We start from the raw sequence: 22,194 nt of genomic DNA, 5'->3' as shown, positions 1-22,194 counted from the left end.
CTAAATCACGAATTTCTCAGTGATTTGATAATTATTTAACTCTATCTTCAGAGAAAAATGTTCTCCTGCTTCCCCGTTAAATTGCAATTGCATCTGATTTTTGCTACTTTCAACTTCTACTTCTAAAAATATCGTTTCACAATCATCAAGTACAGCCAACTTTAGCCCTGAAGGTAAAACGCGGCTAATTGAGTATAATTGAATTTGAATATGGGTTCTTTCTCCCGATTGGGGACAAATTTCCACAACTAACACCAGATTTATCGGGATAATATTAGTACCCAAATTAATCAGCTTGGCACGCTGAGTGATAGATAGAGACTTACGTTGTTCTGCTGAAATACCAGAATTGCGAAAACCTAGATTAGTTAGCAAATCTGGCTGGTTCCACAAATTTTCCCAGGTTTGCCAACCTATTTCAAATATTCCATGAAACCACTGACTTAAGTTAGTAACTATTCCCAATCGTGCAACTTTTAATAATTCTAAATGCTCAAATAAATCTTCAATCGGCAATATCTGATTTAAACAAAGATATTCATCTTTAACTTGAGGAACAAATCCGAGGATTTTGGCTGTTAGTTGAGCATCATCAATTTCAACAATCACATATCCAACTCGATTTTCCCAAGTTTCTGGAGGAACATAACACTCTGTTTGTTGACTTTGTACCGGACGACATTCTAAACATCCAATACCTGGTAACTCTAAATCCGCAATATCAGCAATCATCCGCATCATTGAGTTCCAGCTTTGACTATTTACTAAGTCAGTAGGAATATCCATCATCTGCAAGTAGTCTCTTACTACCCACACTGCCAAGGTATTTAAACGTACTTGCTGAGATTTTTCAGGAGAGTTTTGCTGCTGGGCAAATTGTTGTGCATAGGTACGAGCAGCTTGCACAATGGGTAATGATAAAGCTGAATTTTCCCGTTTAAATATAGCACGCATGATTGTTGACTCTCCGATGGAAAAATCTGCTATCTACATATCATCGCTATTTGTGAACATTATGCAGGAAAGAACCAATATCTTCTAATTTTGGGAGTTGCAGATCCCCACTTCTCAAAGAAGTCGGGGATGTGAATTAAATTACCTAGAGTTAATAAAATCTAATAAAATCCCTTGATGAATTGGTCCTAGGGGTCGGTTTTCCTTGGCAATTGGGGAATAAAAGTTACCCTGTTGAATTTCTGTTAAACTTAGTAAACCCATATCCCAACCTTCGTTGAGGACTAATTGAGAAAATTCTACTTCTAAAGGGGCATGAAAAACGTGACGAATCACATGCTCGTCTGAGTAAGTATCAAAAAAAGCAAAACTAGGGGGAAGAGTGTAGCCGATTTCTTCGAGGATTTCTCGTTGAACAGCGATTTCTGGGGTTTCACCTGGTTCAATGTGTCCACCAAAAAAAGCCCAGTAACCAGGATAGAGGATATTGGGGATGTTATCGCGCAGTTGCATCAAAAATTTATCCTGTTGGTGGAGAATAGCGATCGCTACTTCTTTCCGTTGACTATTCATAATTAATTCTTAATTTTAAAAACAAAATTCAAAGTATATAATATCACTATTCTTCTAAGTAAAATTCCCCTAATTCCTTGCCGCCCAAGGGTATACTTTGGTAGCGTACTTGACCCTTAATCACGATTTGTGACCCCACACGTAAGTTCTGTTGATTGGTTAATACCCAGATTTTTCCAGTTGTATCATCAAGTTGGTAAACATGCTTCTTTAGTAGGGGAGCATGTTTTTCAATTTTTCCTTGGATATAAACCGTAACATTGTTTTTTTGAGGTGTGAGATCACGAATGGGAGTGATATTAGTACCAATAGTCGCCAGGTTAAGATTACTGCAACCTGTTAATCCTGCCAAAATCAAACAGAATAATCCCCAGTAACCAACCGATAAAGAATCATAAAAATTGTTTGCTTGTCGCATAACACCCTAAGTTTGGGGAAAAGTTTGAATATGTTGAACAATGACGAATTCAGCCTGATAATACCAATTAATAATTATCAATGACCAATTTGCTTGAATCTGAGAAGATAAAGAATGTGGTTTGGGAAATAAGCAATGAGAAGGCAAACAATACTCAAATAAACATTGCGAGCATCCTCTTGTTTCCCCTTACACCATACATCTTTGTTCAGTTATGTATTTTCTGCCATAAAGTTACAACTATTTTGAATTAAAAAACCACAAAGCATCACCTTGAGAACTTATGGATACAAAAACAGCCAAAATACTTGATGGTAAAGCGTTATCCGCCAAAATCCAGGAGGAACTATCTGAACAAATTCAACAAAAACAATCTCAAATTGGTAGACCTCCAGGTTTAGCAGTGTTGATGGTTGGTGACAATCCGGCATCTGCTGCCTATGTACGGGGGAAGGAAAAAGCCTGTACAAATGTTGGTATTGCTTCCTTTGGTCAGCATTTTCCCACAGAAACGAGCCAAGAAGAATTAGCAGCAGCAATTGATACCCTGAACCAAGATGAAAAAGTAGACGGTATTTTAGTTCAGCTACCACTGCCCCAGCACCTAGACGCGATCGCACTTCTCCACCGCATCTTGCCAGATAAGGATGCTGATGGACTCCACCCAGTAAATTTGGGTCATTTAGTGCGGGGTGAAGTTGGGTTACGCAGTTGTACCCCAGCGGGGGTAATGCGACTGTTGGCAGAATACGAAATATCCGTAGCCGGAAAACAAGCTGTAGTTATTGGACGCAGTATCCTGGTGGGGAAACCACTGGCATTAATGTTACTAGAAGCTAATGCCACAGTCACTGTAGCCCATTCAAAATCCCAGGATCTAACCAGCATTGCTAAAAATGCTGATATTCTGATCTCGGCAATTGGTATTCCCGAATTTATTACCATCGATATGATTAAACCGGGCGCAATTGTGGTAGATGTGGGAATAAACCGTATCACTGATGTCAATGGTAAAAACCGTCTCGTCGGTGATGTTGATTTTGAGTCAGCAGCTAGGGTGGCAGAATATATCACCCCGGTTCCTGGTGGTATTGGTCCAATGACAGTAGCGATGTTATTGCAAAATACTGTTTCAACCTATCTGAAAAAATTTTAGATCTGGACTTTAGATTTTAAATTAATAAATAGTCCGATTCACAAAGGTCTATCAGGGGTTAGTGCTAAACATTCAAAATAAAATTCCTAAATCCCAAATCTCAAGCCCAACATACTTTTTTATTAACTCACGATCAAATCTCAAGGACTTTTAGCATGGTAGCAGCAGATAATCTTCAAAAAACCCAAGGACAAACTACATTTGACCTCAAAGCTTATCTTAAAGACAGACAACAGCTTTGTGAAGCTGCCTTGGATCAAGCAGTTCCCATGCGCTACCCCGAAACCATCTACGAGGCAATGCGCTACTCCCTCATGGCAGGTGGTAAACGCTTGCGTCCCATCCTCACCATCGCTACCTGTGAAATGACTGGTGGCACAATTGAGATGGCAATGCCAACCGCTTGTGCGATGGAAATGGTTCACACAATGTCGTTGATTCACGACGATTTACCAGCCATGGATAATGATGATTATCGACGTGGAAAGTTGACAAATCACAAAGTTTATGGTGAAGATATCGCAATTTTAGCTGGTGATGGTTTACTAGCTTATGCTTTTGAGTATATTGTCGAACATACCAAGGATGTCCCGGCGGAAAGAGTATTAAAGGTAATTTCCCGCCTGGGTAGGGCTGTGGGAGCCGCAGGCTTAGTCGGTGGTCAGGTGGTAGATTTAGAATCAGAAGGTAAAACTGATACATCCCTAGAAACCCTAAACTTTATTCATAACCACAAAACGGCAGCACTCCTAGAAGCTTGTGTTGTCTGTGGCGGAATCTTAGCAGGAGTGTCGGAAGATGATTTACAACGCTTGTCCCGGTATTCCCAAAATATTGGTTTAGCCTTCCAAATTATCGATGATATCCTAGACATCACGTCTACCCAAGAGCAACTGGGCAAAACCGCAGGCAAGGATCTCGCATCCCAAAAAGTTACATATCCTAGTTTGTGGGGTATTGAAGAATCCCGCAACAAAGCCAATCAATTAGTGGCAGATGCTTGTCAAGAATTAGAACCATTTGGAGAGAAAGCCCAACCACTGATGGTAATTGCCCACTATATTACGCAACGCGATCGCTAACAGCCTAGAACACCAAGGCAAAAGTAAAAAGGGAAAAGTAAAAAGAAAGAAAATTCTATCTATAAGCTTTTCGCCGATTGTAATTGTCGCTTTATTTACGCCAACTTGTACTATAAGTTAATCAAATCATCTGCGTAAACCTCGAAAATTTCACGACCTTCCCCCTTTATTTGATCACCATTCGCTGTTAATATTTACACACTTAAACACAACACTATGCAGGTCGTAGGCGACATCTTTAACAACCGGGTGCTGCTGGTTGCCCTGGTAGCATGTTTACTTGCCCAAGCTATTAAGCTCGTCGTCGAGCTAGTTAAAAATCGGAAATTAAATATAAGTGTATTATTTACTACTGGAGGAATGCCCAGCGCCCACTCAGCCCTAGTTACTGCCTTAGCCGCAGGAGTTGGGCAAACAATTGGCTGGAGTTCCCCAGATTTTGCCCTGGCTGTGGTTTTTGCCATCATCGTCATGTATGATGCCGCTGGAGTTCGTCAAGCAGCAGGCAAACAAGCCCGTATCCTTAATCAAATGATTGATGAACTATTCGATGAACAACCCGAATTTCATCAAGATCGATTAAAAGAATTATTAGGACATACCCCATTCCAAGTTATTGCTGGTTCTGTACTAGGTGTGGCTGTCTCTTGGTTGGCAAAAGTTGCTTATGTGGCAATTCAGTAAGTATTCAAATCCCCCGCTCGCCTTTATCGAGTCTGCCGATTGGCTACGGTTGGCGAGCATACCAAGTTAAAAGCTCTCGCAAATGAGATTTTAAATGATTGGGATGCTCTAGTTGCTTGTTTTTGTAATCCGCAATTACCGCCTACTAATAATGAGGCAGAACGGGCTTTACGACATGCTGTAATTGCCCAAAGTATTAGCTATGGAACTCGAACAGCAGAGGGTAGTTTGGCTTACTGCTCTATTTTGAGTGTTATTGAAACTTGTCGTCTAAGGAAAGTTGACCCTTGGGCTTATATTGCGATGATTCTTACCCCGGCTCGTAGAGGTATAAAAGATCCTCCTATTCCGATTGCTTCTTAATCGCTTTTTAATGGGGGAGAGTGAAAAACCTTGTAGAGACGTAGTACTGCTACGTCTCTACAAGGTTTTTGGTTCTATCTGAACTGTATTGGGCTATATCCTAGGTAGCATTTGTCTCCAATAACTCGGCAATAGCCTGTCTTTCTAGTGGATCTTGATTTGGTGGATCTTGACGTGCATCAGTAATCAACCAATCTAAAGCAGCTTCTTGAACATCAATAGTTGCACCGGCTTTGTCAACACAATAACGTCCAAATACCAGCTTATCAACCAAGCGAACACCAGGACCAAGACGTGACCATTCAAAAATCACACTATTTTCCACTGTCGCACCGCTGCAAATCCAGCAGTTAGGACCAATCATTGCTGGACCAACGATTTTTGCTCCATCTTCAATTTTGGTCATAGCACCGATGTAAACTGGACCTGTGATATCAACTTTGTCCCAATTAACCGCGACATTTAATCCAGTATAAATACCTGGTGCAACTTCATGACCAGGTATTTGGACATTTTTGATTTCTCCAAGCAAGACACCACGAATAGCTCGCCAATAATCGGGAACTTTACCGATATCAACCCATTCAAAATCCATCGGTATCGCGTAGAAGGGAGCGTCCATTTCTACTAATTTCGGGAATAAATCGCTACCAATATCAAATTCTACGCCAGAGGGAATATATTTCAATACTTCCGGCTCAAAAATATAAATACCTGTATTGATATTGGTACTAAGGGCTTCTTCCACCGATGGTTTTTCTTGGAATGCTTGAATGCGCCCATCTTCATCAGTGACAACTACCCCATAGCTAGAAACCTCTTCCTGGGGGACAGATTTCATAATAATGGTGGCAATTGAGCCTTTTTCTTTATGCCACTTGACAGCAGCGCTGAGGTCTAGATCAATTAGAGCATCACCGCACAAAACCACAAAGGTGTCATCGAAAAACGGAGAAAAGTCTTGGATGCGTCGCATTCCACCAGCGGAACCAACAGCTTCACCAACTAATGTACCATCCATGATTCGCCCTTCAAAGGAGTAGCCAATCTGGACACCAAAACGCTGACCGTCACGGAAATAGCTTTCGATTTCTTCAGCTAAATGGCTAACATTGACCATAATTTGGTCAAATCCATGCTGACGTAAAAGCTCCAGTAAAAATTCCATCACTGGCTTTTGCAGGATAGGAATCATCGGTTTGGGAATGGTGTATGTAATCGGACGCACGCGTGTGCCTTTGCCCGCTGCGAGAATCATCGCCTTCATATGTAATTATTCCTCAACCACAAGCCAGTTTACTTTTATTGAGTGATATTTCATCATCGGTTTAATTCAATACTAAGTCATCCCGAAATGCACGGATAACCGTATTTGTTTGATTTTGTATCATTATCAGCATTATGGTAGATGCTTAATAATGGGTTATGTTTACAATTTACCCAGATTTCGGGTTGTGCTTTCCCAAAAATCTATAATTGGATTCAATTTCAACAAACAAGTCAAAGAATCAGAATTCCTGATCCTACTTTAAGGGAAGTCGCTACCACAGATGTAGTTACTAATTTTCTACTTTAGCCAATTTTACAGAACTCACGTTGAATTTGACAGTTCCCAAGATACTGGGAGAATTAGGTAGCTGGAATCAGCCTGATGTCAAAATCCAGAGGGTAAAAAATCCCGAAAGTATTGATAAATAAGTGTTTTATAGTTATTCAGCAACCCCTACACATGTTCTGCCTCTTTTTTGACCTTATTTACTCAATAAACGAACCTTAAGTTCTTGATAAAAATCTTCTTGGTAAATCTCTACCTTCGATTGAGCAGAAAGTAGTAGTAACGCCCAGAAAACACCAACTAAACTACTGTTGGGTGATTGGTGATGGGCTGATAGTGATTGCAATGGTTGTTTTTCTTGTTGCCATAATTCAACCAGTTGATCTAACTTAATCCATTCTTCCTCTAAAAGTAGTTCGCTAGCTGAACGATATAGTAATTGTTCTAGTTCAGCGGCGACTTCAGTTAAATTTTCTTGGTGAGCTAAATCCAAAGCTTGCCGCATGGAACGGACGCTATTAAATGGTGTGCGTTGTTCCCTATCGGAGATATCGCGTAATGGTTTAACTTCTTTTTGTTGCACCTTTTTCAGTTGATCAGCCATGACTTGCAATTGCTCGATCAACTCGTTGAGGGTTACGCGGCGCTTCGGAGGTGGCATTGCTGATGAGCGACGACGAATAGCTTGTTCTAGGGGTAGTCGCTTTGTATGGTGCAGTAAACCTTCTTCGAGATCTGGCAATAGTTCATCTAGAAAGGCTTCTTGTTCATCTTCCGCGACTTGCATCTGCATTAAGGTATTTGCCTTAAATAGAACTAGCATTGATGCTGATAAAAAGGCTTGTCCCGATTGAGATAAATCAGCTTCATAGCCGCGTGTTGTCACCTCCGGTGCCATTAGTTCTAAAAAACGATCAATTACCTCAATTACTTTCACATCCCAAGGATCTATATCTCCTTGTTCTGCTTGGTGAATGAGTTGTGTAATTTTTTCTAATAACTCCGAAGCATCCATGAATATTTGGAAGTGTGGGTTTACAGGAAGGGAAAAATAGGAAAGTATAGCTAGAATCAACAACTGGATGTCAAAGTAGGTAGGGGGAAAACTGGGACTTAGTTTTGTATTCCGAGAAGCATAAGAAGTTGCTGGAATGGTGTAGTTCTATACCCATGTTCTGTTACGCTCCTTACTCACGAAAGTGAGAAAACTCCCTTCCCCTTTGCTTCTTCGCTCAAGAGATAGTTTCGACTCTAGCCAACTATGTTTGCTCCCTTAACGGGAGATGATTCTTAAATTACAGGACAGTTCAAAGAAATATAAAAATAATTGCAATCTTTAATTGTTTCATTAGATACCCACTACTAAGTAACAGATGTCACTAACGCTGAATGACAGTTCTCACGATAAACTATATATTTAAATATATTTAAATGTTTCTCACAAATGATATAAAAAGGATATTTCATCAGCAATTCAGACCTGAAATTTATACAATCACATATTACAGGTATTACTTAGATATCACACCTAGATGTAACTAGTCACTGGTGAGGGGAATTGAATTTTTTTCTTCCAGATTGGTAGTAATAATAGCATCATAGGTTCCTTTAATGGTTCCAGCTACGGGGATCGCCACTAAGGTACCAAGCAATCCAGCTATTTCAAAGCCCATTAAAATTGCGACAAAGATCCAAATCGGATTTAGTCCAATAAATTCTCCCAATAACTTAGGTGCGATTAAATTATCTTTAATTTGTTGGACAATAATTGCTACACAAGCAACTTGTACTGCTAACCACCAATTCTGCAATAACAAAACCATTGTCACTAGACCAATCCCCAAAGTAGCGCCGAAGATGGGAATAAGTTGGGAAATTCCAATAATGATTGTAAATAAAAGGGCAAATGGCACCTTCAAAACAATGAAAATCGGAATCAGAGTAGCAGTCATGAATAATGCTAGCAAAATTTGGCTAAGGAAAAAATAGTGAAAGTTCAGCCGTAGCGAATTATTGAAGGGAGCACGAAATTTTTCGGGTAGTAAATTAATCATTCCCAGCCAGACGCGATCGCCATATATCAGCATGTAAAAAGCTAGCACCACCACCAGTAAAAAATCAAAGATTACCGAAAGCAGAGTCCCGGCAAATCCCACAGCCCCTGTCGCTAACTGCTGTAAGATATTTTGAGTATTGGCGTTATTTTCAATGGTGGCATTAATTTGTCTTCTAATCACGCTGAAATCAAGAGGTAAGCGTAATCTTCTTGCCCACGCTTCCACAGATTGAAGATTGGCTTGGCTAGTTGTTAACCAGTCGGGTATCTTCGCAAATAGTTGGGTGGTTTGGTCAATTAATACAGGCACTAAGGTTACTGCTAAAATCACAAATAGTGTTAGCGTCACCAGCAACACTAGTGCCACCGCCTGAGTCCTGACAATACGAACACGTTCAAAAAAATTCACAGGGTAGTTGAGCAAAAAAGCCAAAATCGCAGCTATACAAATAATGGTGAATGGATGCTGAAAAAATCGGTATAGCACCGATAGCAACCACAAATTTAAAGCAGCGATGGGAACGCTCAAACCGTAAAATAGGAGATTTTGAAAATAGGCTGAACGTTGCATTCAATTTTCTGATGCCAAATTGGACGAATGTAATTTTAACTAATGTAATTTTAACTATTGATTATGAACGATATTTTTGCTCAAGGAGATGTTAAATTTTGTAAACTCCGAGCAGTTAGAAATTAGCCATTTTAGAGGGTGTTTATTAATAAAATATTAAGTAGGGTGTGTTACGGCTTAATAGCTACTTAGGGTTGTCCATCGGATTTTTTGAGCCGTAACGCACTGATTATTTGGTGCGTTACGCTTGAAGCTTTTCTTGGATGCCGCAAGGCTATAGGCACCCTACGCTTTAATAATTATTTTATAAACAGGCTCTTAGATGTCTAATTTTTAACCATTCCTTAGTATAAACCACCAGGATGCACACCATAATGGATACAAATATAGCTGACCTACGCAAAAACTACACCTTACAAGCTTTAAGCAAGAATGAAGTTGATCCCAATCCTTTTGTTCAGTTTCGACGATGGTTTGATCAGGCATTGGCAGCTAAATTAACTGAACCAAATGCAATGACCCTGGCGACTACAACAGTCAATGGTACACCATCCGCTCGTGTTGTCTTGCTGAAAGATTTTGATGAACGGGGTTTTGTATTTTTCACCAATTACAACAGCCGTAAGGGGCAAGAGTCTTTTGCAAATCCTCAAGCTGCTTTAGTGTTTTGGTGGGCAGAATTGGAACGCCAAGTAAGGGTTTGTGGAACTATAGAGAAGACATCAGCTACTGAATCTGATAAGTATTTTGACATTCGTCCTTGGGAAAGTCGCCTTGGTGCTTGGGCTTCCAATCAAAGTGAAGTCATCGAAAATCGTTCTTTTTTAGAGCGCAGGTTTGAAGAATTTCGACAAAGGTATGAAAATCAAGATATTCCTCGTCCTGAACATTGGGGAGGTGTGCGGGTAGTTCCAACAGAAATTGAATTTTGGCAAGGACGATCTAGTCGTTTACATGATCGCTTACTTTATAGTTACCTAGAAGATGGTGGTTGGCAGATTGAACGATTATCGCCTTAGTAAATGATATATACCCGTAACCCATCACTATCATACGGTGGGTTAGGAGTAGCTTTAACCGCGTTTGGGGGTTGGCAGCCGGGAAACTTCCCCCGTAAACGTGCTTGTATAAATGCCCGCTACACAAGAGACTCATTACTTGTTTTTTAATTTTGGTGTTTAATTTTGGTGTATTGTAAGTGCTTCACTATTCAATAGTGTTAGCCTATAATTACTTGTTTAGAAACATTCACGGACATGAAAAAGGTCGTCGTTGGTCTTTCTGGCGGCGTTGACAGTTCCACAGCTGCCGCCATCTTACAAAATCAAAGTTATGAAGTTATAGGTTTGACCCTTTGGTTGATGAAAGGAAAGGGTCAATGTTGTTCTGAGGGAATGGTAGATGCGGCAAAACTTTGTGAACAGTTAGGTATTCCCCACCATGTTGTTGATATTCGTGATACTTTCCAAACATATATTATTGATTACTTGGTAAATGGTTATAGTGCTGGAATAACACCTCTACCCTGTTCCCAATGCAACAAAACGGTGAAATTTGGTCCGATGTTGGCATATGCAAAGGCGAATCTTGATGCTGACATCATTGCTACCGGACATTATGCACGAATTAATTTTAATCCTGATAGCGGGAGATACGAATTAATCCGAGCGATAGATCGTAATAAAGACCAAACTTACTTTCTTTACGACTTGGCACAAGATATACTTGCGTCGGTGATTTTCCCGTTGGGTGAAATTCAAAAATCTGATACTCGTCGCATCGCAGCCGAACAAGAATTGGAAGCAGCCGATAAACCTGAAAGTCAAGATTTGTGCTTAGTGGAAAGCAACGGGTCAATGCGTGCCTTTTTAGACAAGTATTTAACCCCGAAACAAGGTGACATTGTAGATATGGACGGGAAAGTCCTGGGTCAACATGATGGTATACATCACTACACTATAGGGCAAAGGAAAGGATTGGGAATTGCAGCGGCTGAACCTTTATATGTAATTGCCTTAGACGCAGTTAGTAATAAAGTTATAGTAGGCGATCGCATGAAAGCTACACAGCCTGAATGTACGATCCATCGAGTCAACTGGGTATCAATCGCCGAACCTTCTAGCCCCATTCGCGCAGAAGTGCAAATTCGCTATCGTTCAACTCCCACACCCGTCACAGTTATTCCCTTAGAAAATTCACGGGCAAAAATTGTCTTTGATGAACCACAATTTAGCGTTACCCCAGGACAAGCAGCAGTTTGGTATGACGGCGAAAAGGTACTGGGTGGTGGAATAATTGAGGTATTACCAGGGAGTAGGGAGTAGGGGGAAAAGGAGCAGGGGAAGCAGGGGAAGCAGGGGAAGCAGGGGAAGCAAGGGAAGCAAGGGAAGAAGGGGGAGTAAGAGCTAAAGGAGCAGGGGAAAATAGGTCTAATTTGTGACATTTGACCTGTTTTCAGAGAATTAACAGAATTTAGAGAAAACTTAACAACAAACTTAACAGCAAACTATGCAATTTATTGATCAAGCAAATATTGAAGTTGAAGCCGGAAAAGGTGGCGACGGAATGGTAGCCTTTCGCCGGGAAAAATACGTACCAGCCGGGGGTCCAGCAGGTGGGAACGGTGGTAAAGGAGGTTCGATTATTTTCCGCTGTGTGGAACATCTCCAAACACTGCTGGATTTCCGTTACAATCACCGCTTTAAGGGTCAAGATGGTGAACGCGGGGGACCAAAAAACTGTACTGGTGCCAATGGCAAAGATATGATTGTGGAAGTTCCTTGTGGAACTGTTGTGTATGATGCCGCAACTGATGCAATTATCGGTGATTTAACTGAGCCAGAACAAACCCTAGTAGTGGCGGCTGGTGGGAAAGGTGGATTAGGAAACAAGCATTTTTTAAGCAATAGTAATCGCGCTCCCGAATACTGTCTCCCTGGATTAATGGGAGAAATCAAACTACTGCGCTTGGAATTAAAATTGTTGGCAGAAGTTGGCATAATTGGCTTACCAAATGCCGGAAAATCAACTTTAATTTCAGCTTTATCATCAGCACGTCCCAAAATCGCTGATTATCCTTTTACTACCTTGATTCCTAACTTAGGAGTGGTTCGCAAACCTACGGGAGATGGTACGGTTTTTGCTGATATTCCTGGTTTGATTGAAGGTGCTTCCCATGGTGCTGGTTTAGGATATGATTTTCTCCGCCATATCGAGCGTACTAAGATCTTATTACACCTAATTGATGCCACTAGCGATGATGTAATTGCTGATTACAATACAATTCGCCAAGAACTAAATGCATACGGACGGGGATTAGAACAACGACCACAAATTTTAGTTTTAAATAAAATCGACGCAATTGATCAAGACAGCGTTGATTTAGATGTACTAGCCGAAGAACTCAAACAACTGTCCCAACTTCAGGTTTTTGTGATTTCAGCCGTTACCCGCACCGGATTGGAAACTATGATGCAGGAAGTTTGGAAAATTTTAGACGAAATGAAGCTAAAAGAGCAAGAATACGAGTTAGTAGAAGTCTAAGACACTTCCAAATAAAAAAATATCCCAAAATTTATTGTGGTGCACGCATCTTGCCTGCTACTAATACAAGAACAGGCAAGACTTCGGCGTGAGCGCTCAGTCCTTACTTCCGGTACACTTCGTTCCGACAGCCTCAGGAACCATCGAACGCTGCCTATCCCACAATATTGGATTATCTTTTTTGTGGAGTTCTCTAAAGTCCAAGGTAGGATATCAATAACCCGTAGAGACATTCCACCGGAATGTCTCAAACCTAGTGTTCCACCTAAAGTATTTGCCGCACCCTTTACATTTAGTAGGAGAAAATTATGAATTTTTTTGGTATTGGTTTGCCAGAAATGGGTTTAATCATGGTTGTAGCACTATTAGTCTTTGGTCCTAAAAAACTACCAGAAATTGGACGTAGCATGGGTAAAGCAATCCGTGGTTTTCAGGAAGCATCACGGGAATTTCAGGATGAATTCCAAAAAGAAGCAGTACAGTTACAAGAAGCTGTAAAGACAACTGCGGAAATTGAACCCAAGAAGATTGAAGCGGTAAAGCAAGAAGAAGCTTAGTGAAGTGGAGGTTGGGAGTGTAAAACTATGGGATATTTTGGGATATCAACCAACACTCCTTAATCTTGATTGTTGAATGTGATACAGAAACAATGACGGAAACAGCGAAAAAAGAACTAGTAATTCCTCAATTAATTGTAGGTTTAGGAAATCCAGAGCCAAAATACGATCAAACGCGACACAATATTGGTTTTGCCGCGATAGATGCTTTATCTCGTGGGTGGAAAATACCCTTAAGCGAAAATCGCAAGTTTCAAGGCGATTATGGTGAAGGCATCGCACCATCAGGTGGTAAGCTGAGACTGTTAAAGCCGATGACCTATATGAATCGCTCCGGACAGTCGATGCAGGCTGTAACTAGTTGGTACAAACTGGCACCAGAATCAGTTTTAGTCATTTATGACGACATGGATTTACCTATTGGAAAAACCAGGTTACGTTTATCTGGATCCGCTGGGGGACATAATGGAATGAAAAGCGCGATCGCACATCTTGGTAATGACCAGTTTCCCCGTTTGCGAATTGGTATCGGCAAACCTAAAAACGTCTCCGCAGAAGACAAAGATACAGTTTCCCACGTTTTAGGTAAATTTAATGCCGCAGAAACCCAATTAATGGAGCAGGTATTGACATTTGTTATAGAATGTGTAGAACTATCGATTCAACAAGGTGTGGAAAAAGCTATGAATCGTTGTAATAGTCAGACAATTACAATTCCATAAGAATAGAGACGCTATAAATAACGTCTCTACCCCAAAAAACTATATGTTAGTAAATAATTTCCCGGTTTTTTTGCCTAAAGCAATTTCACACTACATAAACAGCACTGTTGATCACTCCCTAAATAAACTAATAGCTTCTAATCTTAAATTGATTGATGGAATTGGTTGATGGGCAGCATTAACAGCTTGCACCACCCAACCGGAAAATCGACCTACTTAAAACGCCGTTTACGTCTAGCTGATACAGCCTTACGTTTGCGCTTTTCTTGTGGATTTTCAAAGTGTCGATGGTACTTGACATCAGCTAAAATCCCAGCTTTGGAAACCTGACGCTTAAAGCGACGTAGCGCAGACTCTATACCTTCGTTTTCGCCTAAAACCACCTGGGTCATTCTATCCCCTTATTCTCCTCGTAATTGATCATTTTCTATTGTAATAGCTAAGGGGAAAACAGAAAGGGGTGAGTGCAGAGGAAGTTAGGAGAGCGAAATTTACCAAATCCCCCGGTTGTGCAAAAATTAGATCAGCTGTTTTTCAAGCTGGAATGCTGTAAAGTTTATTCTTTAACAAAAACCCCAAAATTGGCTAATCCCATACCTTCCGATTCCAAATCAATCGCTGTCCTCGGTGCTGGTGCCTGGGGAAGTAGTTTAGCATCCATAGCATCTGCCAATGGTCACGATGTGAAAATTTGGTCACGTAGTGGTTCGGCATCTTTAGCTGATACCGTGAAGGATGCCGATATTATTTTATCTGCGGTTTCCATGAAGGGAGTATCTAAGATAGCAATGGAACTCCAATCTTTATCCATTCCGGAAAATGCAGTTTTTGTCACAGCAACCAAAGGTTTAGAAGCAGAAACAGCCTGTACACCATCGCAAATCTGGCAGAAAACCTTTCCCACCCATTCAATAGTTGTGCTATCTGGTCCCAATTTATCCCCAGAAATTCAGCAAAAATTACCATCCGCAACAGTTGTTGCTAGTTATTCGGCAACCGCTGCGGAATTGGTGCAGGTGGTTTTCTCTTCCCGGCATTTTCGAGTTTATACAAATCTTGACCCCATCGGTGTCGAACTGGGAGGAACCCTTAAAAACGTAATAGCGATCGCATCCGGTTCCTGTGATGGTTTACAGTTAGGTACTAATGCAAAAGCAGCTTTAGTGACTCGTGGACTAACTGAAATGGTTAGAGTTGGTGTCTGTTGGGGAGCAAAAGCAGAAACATTTTATGGTTTATCAGGTTTGGGAGATTTACTAGCAACTTGTAATAGTCCCCTCAGCCGAAATTACCAAGTTGGTTATCAATTAGCTCAGAATAAAACCCTAGACCAGATCCTTATCCACCTCAAAGGAACTGCTGAAGGTGTCAATACTTGTTCGGTATTAGTCAAGCGTAGCCGAGAACAAAATATTTCTATTCCCATCACTCAACAAGTTTATCGCGTTCTCCAAGGTGAAATATCACCTCGACAAGCACTTGAAGAACTCATGGAACGGAATATTAAGCCCGAATATAATGATTAATATTAAGTTTTGATCATTTATGCTCAAAAAATGTATTTAACTTCAGATACAGCCAAGTTAAAAAAATCATAAGTATTCAGACAGAATTAATTAGACATATTCTTGATGTCGTTCCTCTTACATAGCATCCCTTATCCTGTACCGCAGCTTCAGGATTGAACATTCGCATCAATTTTTCCTCAGTAGCTCTTGATACCGCATTTCATACACTCTTTATATTTCACCAACAATACTTAATCAAAGATCGTTGACACTTGGCTAAAACCTTCAGGAAATCACCACTACAGCTATGTAGATATGACTATAAATTTAGTTGATTGATATTTATACTTAACTAAATTTAAATTACGTCATAAAAATCACATCTAATACTTTGGGATTTGCAATCTGCTTAATTATGAAAAAGCCCGTTTATAGAGACACAAAGAATTTTATCAAGTCAAATTTGATTCCTAAATTAGCAGTACAAAGCTTAATACTTAAGTATTAAATAAAACTAAAGATACTTTTTCCAAAAAAAATCAAAAAATTTCTTTCAACTGTGTTAGTTCATGCAGAATCGCGGGAACAATAGCAACAGTTGATTAGCTGACCTTCGGGTTTGCAGTCTCAGAAGGATGAGCCAGAAAGGTTTAGGGAAGATTCTTCCCAAGCATCTAGCACCAAAACACCTTCCGCAGTCCTGCTTACCACAATCTATTGTTACCTGGAGCCATTGAGACGATTCTTATGCCAGCAACATCTTTTTATGCAGATGCCGCCTACGAAGCCCAACAGTCTAACCAAGTATTTGACCCAGAACTTGCAGTTGATGTAGATGTGGAAGCTGAAGTTGATACTGAAGTCGAGCTTGATATTGAGATAGAAGCCGATATTGATGTAGAAGTCGAAGAAAGCGACTTGACACAGGAGGATTTAGAGGAACTGGAAATGGTTGCTCAAGATCCGTCTAGTTTTGCGGTTGCACCAAACCGTCGCAGCACTGACTTGGTACGTTTGTATCTTCAAGAAATTGGTCGAGTTCGATTATTAGGTCGAGATGAAGAGGTTTCTGAAGCTCAAAAAGTTCAGCGCTACCTACGGTTACGGGTTGTTTTAGCAAATGCAGCCAAGCAGGGTGATGAAATTATTGCTCCCTACCTGCGAATTATTGAGGCTCAAGAACGTTTGGCATCTGAGTTAGGGCACCGTCCTTCTATGGAGCGATGGGCAAGTACTGCTGGTGTAGATGTATTTGAACTCAAGCAAATCTTGGCTAAGGGTAAACGTCGCTGGGCAGAAGTTGCTAAGTTGACGGTGGAAGAATTGGAGCAAATGCAAAGTAGCGGACTCCAATCCAAGGAACATATGATCAAGGCAAACTTGCGCTTGGTTGTATCTGTTGCCAAGAAATATCAAAATCGTGGCTTAGAACTTTTGGACTTGGTTCAAGAGGGTACATTAGGTTTAGAGCGGGCTGTAGAGAAGTTTGACCCCACCAAAGGTTATCGCTTTAGTACCTATGCTTATTGGTGGATTCGCCAAGGGATCACTCGTGCGATCGCAACCAGCAGCCGTACCATTCGCCTCCCTGTCCACATTACCGAAAAACTGAACAAAATCAAAAAAGCACAGCGGAAAATCGCCCAAGAAAAGGGACGCACCCCAACTTTGGAAGATTTGGCAGTGGAATTGGAAATGACTCCCACTGCTGTGCGTGAGGTTTTGTTACGTGTACCTCGCTCAGTTTCATTAGAAACCAAGGTTGGTAAAGATAAAGATACCGAACTTGGGGAATTATTGGAAACTGATAGTGTCACCCCAGAAGAAATGTTGATGCGCGAATCACTCCAACGAGATTTACATCACCTATTGTCTGATTTGACTACCCGTGAACGGGATGTGATTTTGATGCGTTTTGGCTTGGCTGATGGACATCCCTATTCATTAGCAGAAATTGGACGCGCTTTAGACTTATCAAGAGAACGTGTCCGCCAAATTGAATCCAAGGCATTACAAAAATTACGTCAACCCAAACGCCGTAACTTGATTCGTGATTACCTAGAATCCCTCACCTAAAATATTTTGATTATTGCTGAAGTCTCAAAAATGAGGTAGTTGGAGTCTAGCCATAAATTAGATTCCAACTACATCAGCGTAATTTGAAGAATTTGAATCAGTGGCGTAGAATAATTTATCCTAATACAGCACCGCGTAAATAAGACCATTATTTAATCCTGAAAAGCCCAGTAATAATAGGCTTTTCCCCATTACCTTGAGCTACTAGTCCCCTACCCTATGCCTAATCTCCCAGCTAAAGCTGGAGTTAGAGGTAAAAGCGTCGCAATCATCAAAAATAAGACTAACAAGCCCAATGCAGCCCTAGCGTCATCAGGTTCAGTAATTTCATTCAAGCTAGGACGTTCCAAATCTCGCTGCAAAAACACAATCACAATTGCCCAATACATCGCTAATGGATTTCCCAAAGCAACTAAAACCAAGACAGCGATGGTTGCTAAAGTTGCCCGACTAGCAATTTTGCGCCCATATATTGCCTGGACAATTCGACCACCATCTAATTGACCCGCTGGCATCAAATTTAATGCCGTAATTACCAAACCTACCCAGCCGACAATTACCAATGGGTTGACATTGACAATTCCGGCTTGCAAAGTTGAACCCAGTATTACCTTAGCCAAGCTTCCCACCAAAATTGAACCTTGGAAAAATTCGCTGGGTAATTGAAACAAACTGGTTGGGTTTGATAGTAGTAAACCCAATACCAAAATCAATATAGATACAATTCCACCCGCCGCAGGACCTGCCAAAGCAATATCAAATAATACTTTCCGGCTAGGTAAGAGTGACTCAAAGCGAGTAATTGCCCCAAAGGAACCAATTTGGATTGCTGGCAGGAAAAATGGTAAACCCAACCGCACTTGATAACGGCGGGCAATGACCCAGTGACCAATTTCATGGATAATCAAAATCACAAAGATACCTAAGCCAATAGGTAACACTTCCAAATAACGCTGGGGTTGGGAAAAGAAATCAAAATTTAGCAGTAAACCCGCAGCCTCAAAGCTAGTAGCAATTGTTGCTATTAGTAGTATTCCAGCAAATACATTTTGGGCTATAGTTGCTGGCTGTGGGTCATTTAGGCTAGGTAAAATCACGACCACTGGCTTATTGTCAGTGTTTTCGACTAGGAAAAGCCGATATTTATTACCTAATTTATCCTGTAAGTTGCTGCTTAAACGGTTGTAAGTGATTTCTGCTTCACCTCGTAAATTTCCCTTGAATATTGCTCCATTTTGGTAGGGGATTGTTTCTGTGGCAAAAAAAGTATCGATTCCAAAAACACCTTTGATGCTGGTTAAATCTTCTTCGGGAATAGGTATAATTTCAGATGTACTAACAGCAGTAGCTAAGTTTTCCTCTTGGGGATCTGTTTGTGACTGTGATGCGAGTCTTTCCGCTGCCTTTTTCTGAATCAGTGCATCTTGTCCTGCCGCTCGTAATTGTTTGCCGATATAGACATACAAAGCAGTAAAAATCAGTAGCAAAAATAAGATACCAACAATATTGATATAGATTCCAGCGGCAAATAACCCAAAAAATATTAGCCAGGGAGTCATAAGTACGACAGACTGTAACCAGGCAAGGATTCCTAGCTTACCAAAAGGTCTGGCGCGATAAAAGCCCCAACCTAAAATACCAAAAGCGACAAGCACGATTGCCGCTACCAAAGGAGTCTCTGAAGCTATAGACATCTCCAAACCTTTTGTTCTTAACAACTAAACTGGAATTCTACTTTGATGTTAAAGGCAAAATTTATAATTTCATGCGAAAAACATGGATAAATCCCGAAAACCGAAGCCTGTGAGTGTTCTGAGAAAATTGGCGCAGGTATTGTCAGGATTATCAGCCTTGAATATTGTAGTCTTTATAGGGTTGAAATTTCCATATAGCCTCTTGCTGAAACACTGCAAGGTGATATATCTGCTACATCTCCAAGAACAAAGCTTTAAAATCTAAGATATACTTCGAGCGGTTAGCGATTAGCTAAAACCTGACTAATCAAAGGTAATAGCGATTTTAAAAGTCCACTTTATAACCGTTTTCAGTATATAAGAACTAAGATCTCCAAATACCAAAACAAAATGCTGCCAAGGGAAGAATTATTAAAGGGTGTTGAGAATCGGGATAGTGTTGCCCGTGTTATAGATCATGCAGAACAAGCCATCAAGACATGGGAAATTGTGTTTACAGATTTTTTGTCTCCGCCGGAGTTAGCAGAAGCGCAGAGGGCATTTAATCGGTTAACAGAGGTACATTTGGTAGCTTGGGGTGGATATCCCCAAGCCGAACGCCAACGGATTGCGATCGCACGTTCAGATTTACCCTTGGAACAGGCTCAAGTTGAGATTGCTGTTTTGGATGTTGCGGGGAATTTTTTGTTTGATACTGCTACCCATCGGGATTTTTTAGGTTCGATGTTGGGAACCGGTATTGTGCGGGAAAAAACTGGTGACATTATTGTATTGGGAGAACGGGGGGCACAGGTAATTGTTGTCCCAGAATTGGTAGAATTTTTGGAAATGAGCCTTCAACAGGTGCGTTCGGTACCAGTGAAAACTCGGCGGATAGACATTAGCGAACTGAAAATCCGTGAACCCAAGAAAAAAGAAATGACAACGGTAGAAGCGTCTTTGCGGTTGGATGCGATCGCGTCTGCTGGTTTTGGTATGTCCCGCAGTAAAATGGTAGACCTAATTGATGGTGGTGATGTGCGGGTTAACTGGAAAGATACCAGTCAAGCTAGTTTCCAACTCAAAACTGGCGACTTAGTTGCTGTGAGGGGAAAAGGACGTTTGGAAGTGGGAGAAATTGCCGTGACGAAAAAGGATCGCTATCGTGTGCAATTAACTAGATATATGTAGGCAGATATAAAACTTCTGGGTGATTATGAAATTAGCTTTATTTGAGGAAGCCTCACAAGTTCTCCAATTAGCAGTATTTGTCAGAATAAACCGGATTTACTGCAAAGCGCGGTAAACTTTATTTCTGAAGCATTTTAATAATCCCAACATGGCAACTATTAACGATAATTATCTCAAACTCAAAGCTGGATATCTGTTCCCAGAAATCGCCAGACGGGTAAATACATTTGCCGATGTAAACCCTGATGCAAAGGTGATTCGCTTGGGAATTGGGGATGTCACCGAACCTTTGCCGGAAGCTTGCCGTACTGCCATGATTAAAGCAGTGGAAGAAATGGGGACTAGGGACGGTTTTAAAGGATATGGTCCCGAACAGGGATATGCTTGGTTACGAGAAGCGATCGCTAAACACGACTTCCAAGCCCGTGGATGTGATGTGGATGCTAGCGAAATTTTTATTTCTGATGGTTCTAAGTGCGATAATGGGAATATTCTGGATATCTTCGGCAATAATAACAAAATTGCCGTGACTGACCCTGTTTACCCCGTGTATGTAGACACAAATGTGATGGCAGGGCATACAGGTGATGCCAATGAAGCTGGGGAATATGGGGGTTTAGTATATCTCCCCGTTACAGCGGAAAATAATTTTACTGCACAGATACCAACTGAAAAAGTAGATTTAATCTACCTATGCTTCCCCAATAACCCCACAGGTGCAACCGCAACCAAAGAACACCTCCAAGCTTGGGTTGATTATGCTAGAGCTAACGGTGCAATTATTTTCTTTGATGCAGCTTACGAAGCCTTTATTACCGATCCTAGTTTACCTCACTCAATTTACGAAATTCCTGGAGCCAGGGAATGTGCAATTGAGTTTCGTTCCTTCTCCAAAAATGCAGGGTTTACAGGGACTCGTTGCGCTTTGACAGTAGTCCCCAAAACCCTCACAGCAAAAGCTGCTGATGGTTCTGATGTGGAGTTATGGAAATTGTGGAATCGTCGTCAATCCACTAAATTTAACGGAGTTTCCTACGTAATTCAACGGGGTGCAGAAGCAGTTTACTCTGCTGAAGGAAAGGCACAAACACAAGCCTTGGTGAATTTTTATATGGAAAATGCCAAAATTATCCGCGAACGCCTCACAGCATCCGGTATTCAGGTATATGGTGGTGAAAATGCGCCCTATGTATGGGTTAAAACCCCCAATGGACTTTCTAGTTGGGAGTTTTTCGATAAATTACTACATTCGGTGAATGTAGTAGGGACACCAGGTTCTGGTTTTGGTGCTGCGGGTGAAGGTTATTTCCGCATTTCTGCATTTAACAGTCGGGAAAATGTAGAGGAAGCGATGAGAAGAATTGCAAACAGTTAAAAGTTAATAGGGAATGTGGTTGCAGCTTTGGGAGATTGGATGTCTCCGAATCCAGGCAGTGACGGTAAAGAAAAATACTGCTGCCTATTCCCCATTCCCTGTTCCCTTTTTTCTTTAAATTCATTAAATGTTTTACA

21 protein-coding genes are annotated in these 22,194 nt (G+C 40.9%); 13 read left to right on the top strand and 8 right to left on the bottom strand.

Going from position 1 to position 22,194, the window contains the following annotated elements; genetic code table 11:
- The 3 genes from CAL6303_RS17120 to CAL6303_RS17110 all read right to left on the bottom strand — a co-directional run bounded on the left by CAL6303_RS17120 (position 1) and on the right by CAL6303_RS17110 (position 1,945).
- A complete protein-coding gene (locus tag CAL6303_RS17120; RefSeq protein ID WP_015199073.1) occupies positions 1 to 954 on the bottom strand; it encodes a DUF1822 family protein in 954 nt (317 codons plus the stop codon).
- 141 nt (positions 955 to 1,095) lie between these two features.
- On the bottom strand, positions 1,096 to 1,527 hold the full coding sequence (locus CAL6303_RS17115) for an NUDIX hydrolase (protein WP_015199072.1): 432 nt from the start codon (positions 1,525 to 1,527) through the stop codon (positions 1,096 to 1,098).
- A 46-nt stretch (positions 1,528 to 1,573) separates the two neighbouring features.
- Positions 1,574 to 1,945: a hypothetical protein gene (locus CAL6303_RS17110; RefSeq protein ID WP_015199071.1), complete on the bottom strand. Its 372-nt coding sequence runs from the start codon at positions 1,943 to 1,945 to the stop codon at positions 1,574 to 1,576.
- Between the two features lie 283 nt (positions 1,946 to 2,228).
- On the opposite strand from CAL6303_RS17110, the gene folD reads away from it, so the two are divergent.
- From folD to CAL6303_RS17090, 4 genes are all read left to right on the top strand, one after another.
- Entirely contained in the window at positions 2,229 to 3,101 is an 873-nt protein-coding gene (gene folD, locus CAL6303_RS17105) for a bifunctional methylenetetrahydrofolate dehydrogenase/methenyltetrahydrofolate cyclohydrolase FolD (protein WP_015199070.1), read from the top strand.
- Between the two features lie 155 nt (positions 3,102 to 3,256).
- On the top strand, positions 3,257 to 4,183 hold the full coding sequence (gene crtE, locus CAL6303_RS17100; RefSeq protein WP_015199069.1) for a geranylgeranyl diphosphate synthase CrtE: 927 nt from the start codon (positions 3,257 to 3,259) through the stop codon (positions 4,181 to 4,183).
- 216 nt (positions 4,184 to 4,399) lie between these two features.
- Positions 4,400 to 4,867 (top strand): divergent PAP2 family protein, encoded by a 468-nt coding sequence (locus CAL6303_RS17095; protein ID WP_015199068.1) that lies wholly within the window; start codon positions 4,400 to 4,402, stop codon positions 4,865 to 4,867.
- A gap of 39 nt (positions 4,868 to 4,906) precedes the next feature.
- Positions 4,907 to 5,230 (top strand): IS66 family transposase, encoded by a 324-nt coding sequence (locus tag CAL6303_RS17090; protein WP_051036690.1) that lies wholly within the window; start codon positions 4,907 to 4,909, stop codon positions 5,228 to 5,230.
- Between the two features lie 100 nt (positions 5,231 to 5,330).
- Here CAL6303_RS17090 and CAL6303_RS17085 read toward each other — a convergent pair whose 3' ends face one another.
- The 3 genes from CAL6303_RS17085 to CAL6303_RS17075 form a co-directional block, all read right to left on the bottom strand.
- On the bottom strand, positions 5,331 to 6,497 hold the full coding sequence (locus tag CAL6303_RS17085; protein ID WP_015199067.1) for a sugar phosphate nucleotidyltransferase: 1,167 nt from the start codon (positions 6,495 to 6,497) through the stop codon (positions 5,331 to 5,333).
- A 484-nt stretch (positions 6,498 to 6,981) separates the two neighbouring features.
- Positions 6,982 to 7,800, bottom strand: a complete 819-nt coding sequence (locus CAL6303_RS17080) for a segregation/condensation protein A (protein ID WP_015199065.1) — start codon at positions 7,798 to 7,800, stop codon at positions 6,982 to 6,984.
- Between the two features lie 523 nt (positions 7,801 to 8,323).
- The gene (locus tag CAL6303_RS17075) at positions 8,324 to 9,412 is read right to left on the bottom strand and encodes an AI-2E family transporter (protein WP_015199064.1); all 1,089 of its coding nucleotides are present in this window, start codon (positions 9,410 to 9,412) and stop codon (positions 8,324 to 8,326) included.
- Positions 9,413 to 9,786: 374 nt separating this feature from the next.
- Here CAL6303_RS17075 and pdxH point away from each other — a divergent pair, with 374 nt between their 5' ends.
- From pdxH to pth, 5 genes are all read left to right on the top strand, one after another.
- Positions 9,787 to 10,431 carry a pyridoxamine 5'-phosphate oxidase gene (pdxH, locus tag CAL6303_RS17070; protein WP_015199063.1) on the top strand — a complete coding sequence of 215 codons (645 nt, stop codon included), beginning with the start codon at positions 9,787 to 9,789 and terminating at the stop codon, positions 10,429 to 10,431.
- Between the two features lie 237 nt (positions 10,432 to 10,668).
- Entirely contained in the window at positions 10,669 to 11,736 is a 1,068-nt protein-coding gene (gene mnmA, locus CAL6303_RS17065; protein WP_015199062.1) for a tRNA 2-thiouridine(34) synthase MnmA, read from the top strand.
- 184 nt (positions 11,737 to 11,920) lie between these two features.
- A complete protein-coding gene (gene obgE / locus CAL6303_RS17060; RefSeq protein ID WP_015199061.1) occupies positions 11,921 to 12,955 on the top strand; it encodes a GTPase ObgE in 1,035 nt (344 codons plus the stop codon).
- A 308-nt stretch (positions 12,956 to 13,263) separates the two neighbouring features.
- Positions 13,264 to 13,512 carry a TatA/E family twin arginine-targeting protein translocase gene (locus CAL6303_RS17055; protein WP_015199060.1) on the top strand — a complete coding sequence of 83 codons (249 nt, stop codon included), beginning with the start codon at positions 13,264 to 13,266 and terminating at the stop codon, positions 13,510 to 13,512.
- Between the two features lie 92 nt (positions 13,513 to 13,604).
- A complete protein-coding gene (pth, locus tag CAL6303_RS17050; protein ID WP_015199059.1) occupies positions 13,605 to 14,234 on the top strand; it encodes an aminoacyl-tRNA hydrolase in 630 nt (209 codons plus the stop codon).
- 212 nt (positions 14,235 to 14,446) lie between these two features.
- On the opposite strand, the gene rpsU is transcribed toward pth, so the two are convergent.
- Positions 14,447 to 14,626, bottom strand: a complete 180-nt coding sequence (gene rpsU / locus CAL6303_RS17045) for a 30S ribosomal protein S21 (RefSeq protein ID WP_015199058.1) — start codon at positions 14,624 to 14,626, stop codon at positions 14,447 to 14,449.
- 201 nt (positions 14,627 to 14,827) lie between these two features.
- On the opposite strand from rpsU, the gene CAL6303_RS17040 reads away from it, so the two are divergent.
- Both CAL6303_RS17040 and sigC read left to right on the top strand, forming a co-directional pair.
- Positions 14,828 to 15,760, top strand: coding sequence for an NAD(P)H-dependent glycerol-3-phosphate dehydrogenase (locus tag CAL6303_RS17040; protein ID WP_041740724.1), 933 nt, complete (start codon positions 14,828 to 14,830; stop codon positions 15,758 to 15,760).
- A 729-nt stretch (positions 15,761 to 16,489) separates the two neighbouring features.
- Positions 16,490 to 17,818: an RNA polymerase sigma factor SigC gene (sigC, locus tag CAL6303_RS17035; protein WP_015199056.1), complete on the top strand. Its 1,329-nt coding sequence runs from the start codon at positions 16,490 to 16,492 to the stop codon at positions 17,816 to 17,818.
- 212 nt (positions 17,819 to 18,030) lie between these two features.
- Here the strand turns inward: sigC and CAL6303_RS17030 are convergent, their stop codons facing one another.
- Positions 18,031 to 19,512 carry a site-2 protease family protein gene (locus CAL6303_RS17030; RefSeq protein WP_015199055.1) on the bottom strand — a complete coding sequence of 494 codons (1,482 nt, stop codon included), beginning with the start codon at positions 19,510 to 19,512 and terminating at the stop codon, positions 18,031 to 18,033.
- A gap of 390 nt (positions 19,513 to 19,902) precedes the next feature.
- On the opposite strand from CAL6303_RS17030, the gene CAL6303_RS17025 reads away from it, so the two are divergent.
- Positions 19,903 to 20,682, top strand: coding sequence for a photosystem II S4 domain protein (locus CAL6303_RS17025; RefSeq protein WP_015199054.1), 780 nt, complete (start codon positions 19,903 to 19,905; stop codon positions 20,680 to 20,682).
- A 148-nt stretch (positions 20,683 to 20,830) separates the two neighbouring features.
- Positions 20,831 to 22,057: an LL-diaminopimelate aminotransferase gene (locus CAL6303_RS17020; RefSeq protein WP_015199053.1), complete on the top strand. Its 1,227-nt coding sequence runs from the start codon at positions 20,831 to 20,833 to the stop codon at positions 22,055 to 22,057.
- Positions 22,058 to 22,194: the final 137 nt, after the last annotated feature.

The organism is Calothrix sp. PCC 6303 (assembly GCF_000317435.1).
Classification (GTDB): Bacteria; Cyanobacteriota; Cyanobacteriia; order Cyanobacteriales; family Nostocaceae; genus PCC-6303.
This window is presented reverse-complemented; position numbering and strand designations above follow the sequence as displayed.

Excerpts from the sequence above, each read along its gene's own strand:
- sigC (WP_015199056.1), top strand. The coding sequence starts at position 16,490 with ATGCCAGCAACATCTTTTTATGCAGATGCCGCCTACGAAGCCCAACAG.
- pth (WP_015199059.1), top strand. The coding sequence starts at position 13,605 with ATGACGGAAACAGCGAAAAAAGAACTAGTAATTCCTCAATTAATTGTA.
- folD (WP_015199070.1), top strand. The coding sequence starts at position 2,229 with ATGGATACAAAAACAGCCAAAATACTTGATGGTAAAGCGTTATCCGCC.
- CAL6303_RS17080 (WP_015199065.1), bottom strand. The coding sequence starts at position 7,800 with ATGGATGCTTCGGAGTTATTAGAAAAAATTACACAACTCATTCACCAA.
- CAL6303_RS17020 (WP_015199053.1), top strand. The coding sequence starts at position 20,831 with ATGGCAACTATTAACGATAATTATCTCAAACTCAAAGCTGGATATCTG.
- CAL6303_RS17075 (WP_015199064.1), bottom strand. The coding sequence starts at position 9,412 with ATGCAACGTTCAGCCTATTTTCAAAATCTCCTATTTTACGGTTTGAGC.
- CAL6303_RS17095 (WP_015199068.1), top strand. The coding sequence starts at position 4,400 with ATGCAGGTCGTAGGCGACATCTTTAACAACCGGGTGCTGCTGGTTGCC.
- CAL6303_RS17025 (WP_015199054.1), top strand. The coding sequence starts at position 19,903 with ATGCTGCCAAGGGAAGAATTATTAAAGGGTGTTGAGAATCGGGATAGT.
- obgE (WP_015199061.1), top strand. The coding sequence starts at position 11,921 with ATGCAATTTATTGATCAAGCAAATATTGAAGTTGAAGCCGGAAAAGGT.
- CAL6303_RS17030 (WP_015199055.1), bottom strand. The coding sequence starts at position 19,512 with ATGTCTATAGCTTCAGAGACTCCTTTGGTAGCGGCAATCGTGCTTGTC.
- CAL6303_RS17120 (WP_015199073.1), bottom strand. The coding sequence starts at position 954 with ATGCGTGCTATATTTAAACGGGAAAATTCAGCTTTATCATTACCCATT.
- CAL6303_RS17085 (WP_015199067.1), bottom strand. The coding sequence starts at position 6,497 with ATGAAGGCGATGATTCTCGCAGCGGGCAAAGGCACACGCGTGCGTCCG.
- crtE (WP_015199069.1), top strand. The coding sequence starts at position 3,257 with ATGGTAGCAGCAGATAATCTTCAAAAAACCCAAGGACAAACTACATTT.
- CAL6303_RS17110 (WP_015199071.1), bottom strand. The coding sequence starts at position 1,945 with ATGCGACAAGCAAACAATTTTTATGATTCTTTATCGGTTGGTTACTGG.
- CAL6303_RS17055 (WP_015199060.1), top strand. The coding sequence starts at position 13,264 with ATGAATTTTTTTGGTATTGGTTTGCCAGAAATGGGTTTAATCATGGTT.
- CAL6303_RS17115 (WP_015199072.1), bottom strand. The coding sequence starts at position 1,527 with ATGAATAGTCAACGGAAAGAAGTAGCGATCGCTATTCTCCACCAACAG.
- rpsU (WP_015199058.1), bottom strand. The coding sequence starts at position 14,626 with ATGACCCAGGTGGTTTTAGGCGAAAACGAAGGTATAGAGTCTGCGCTA.
- mnmA (WP_015199062.1), top strand. The coding sequence starts at position 10,669 with ATGAAAAAGGTCGTCGTTGGTCTTTCTGGCGGCGTTGACAGTTCCACA.
- pdxH (WP_015199063.1), top strand. The coding sequence starts at position 9,787 with ATGGATACAAATATAGCTGACCTACGCAAAAACTACACCTTACAAGCT.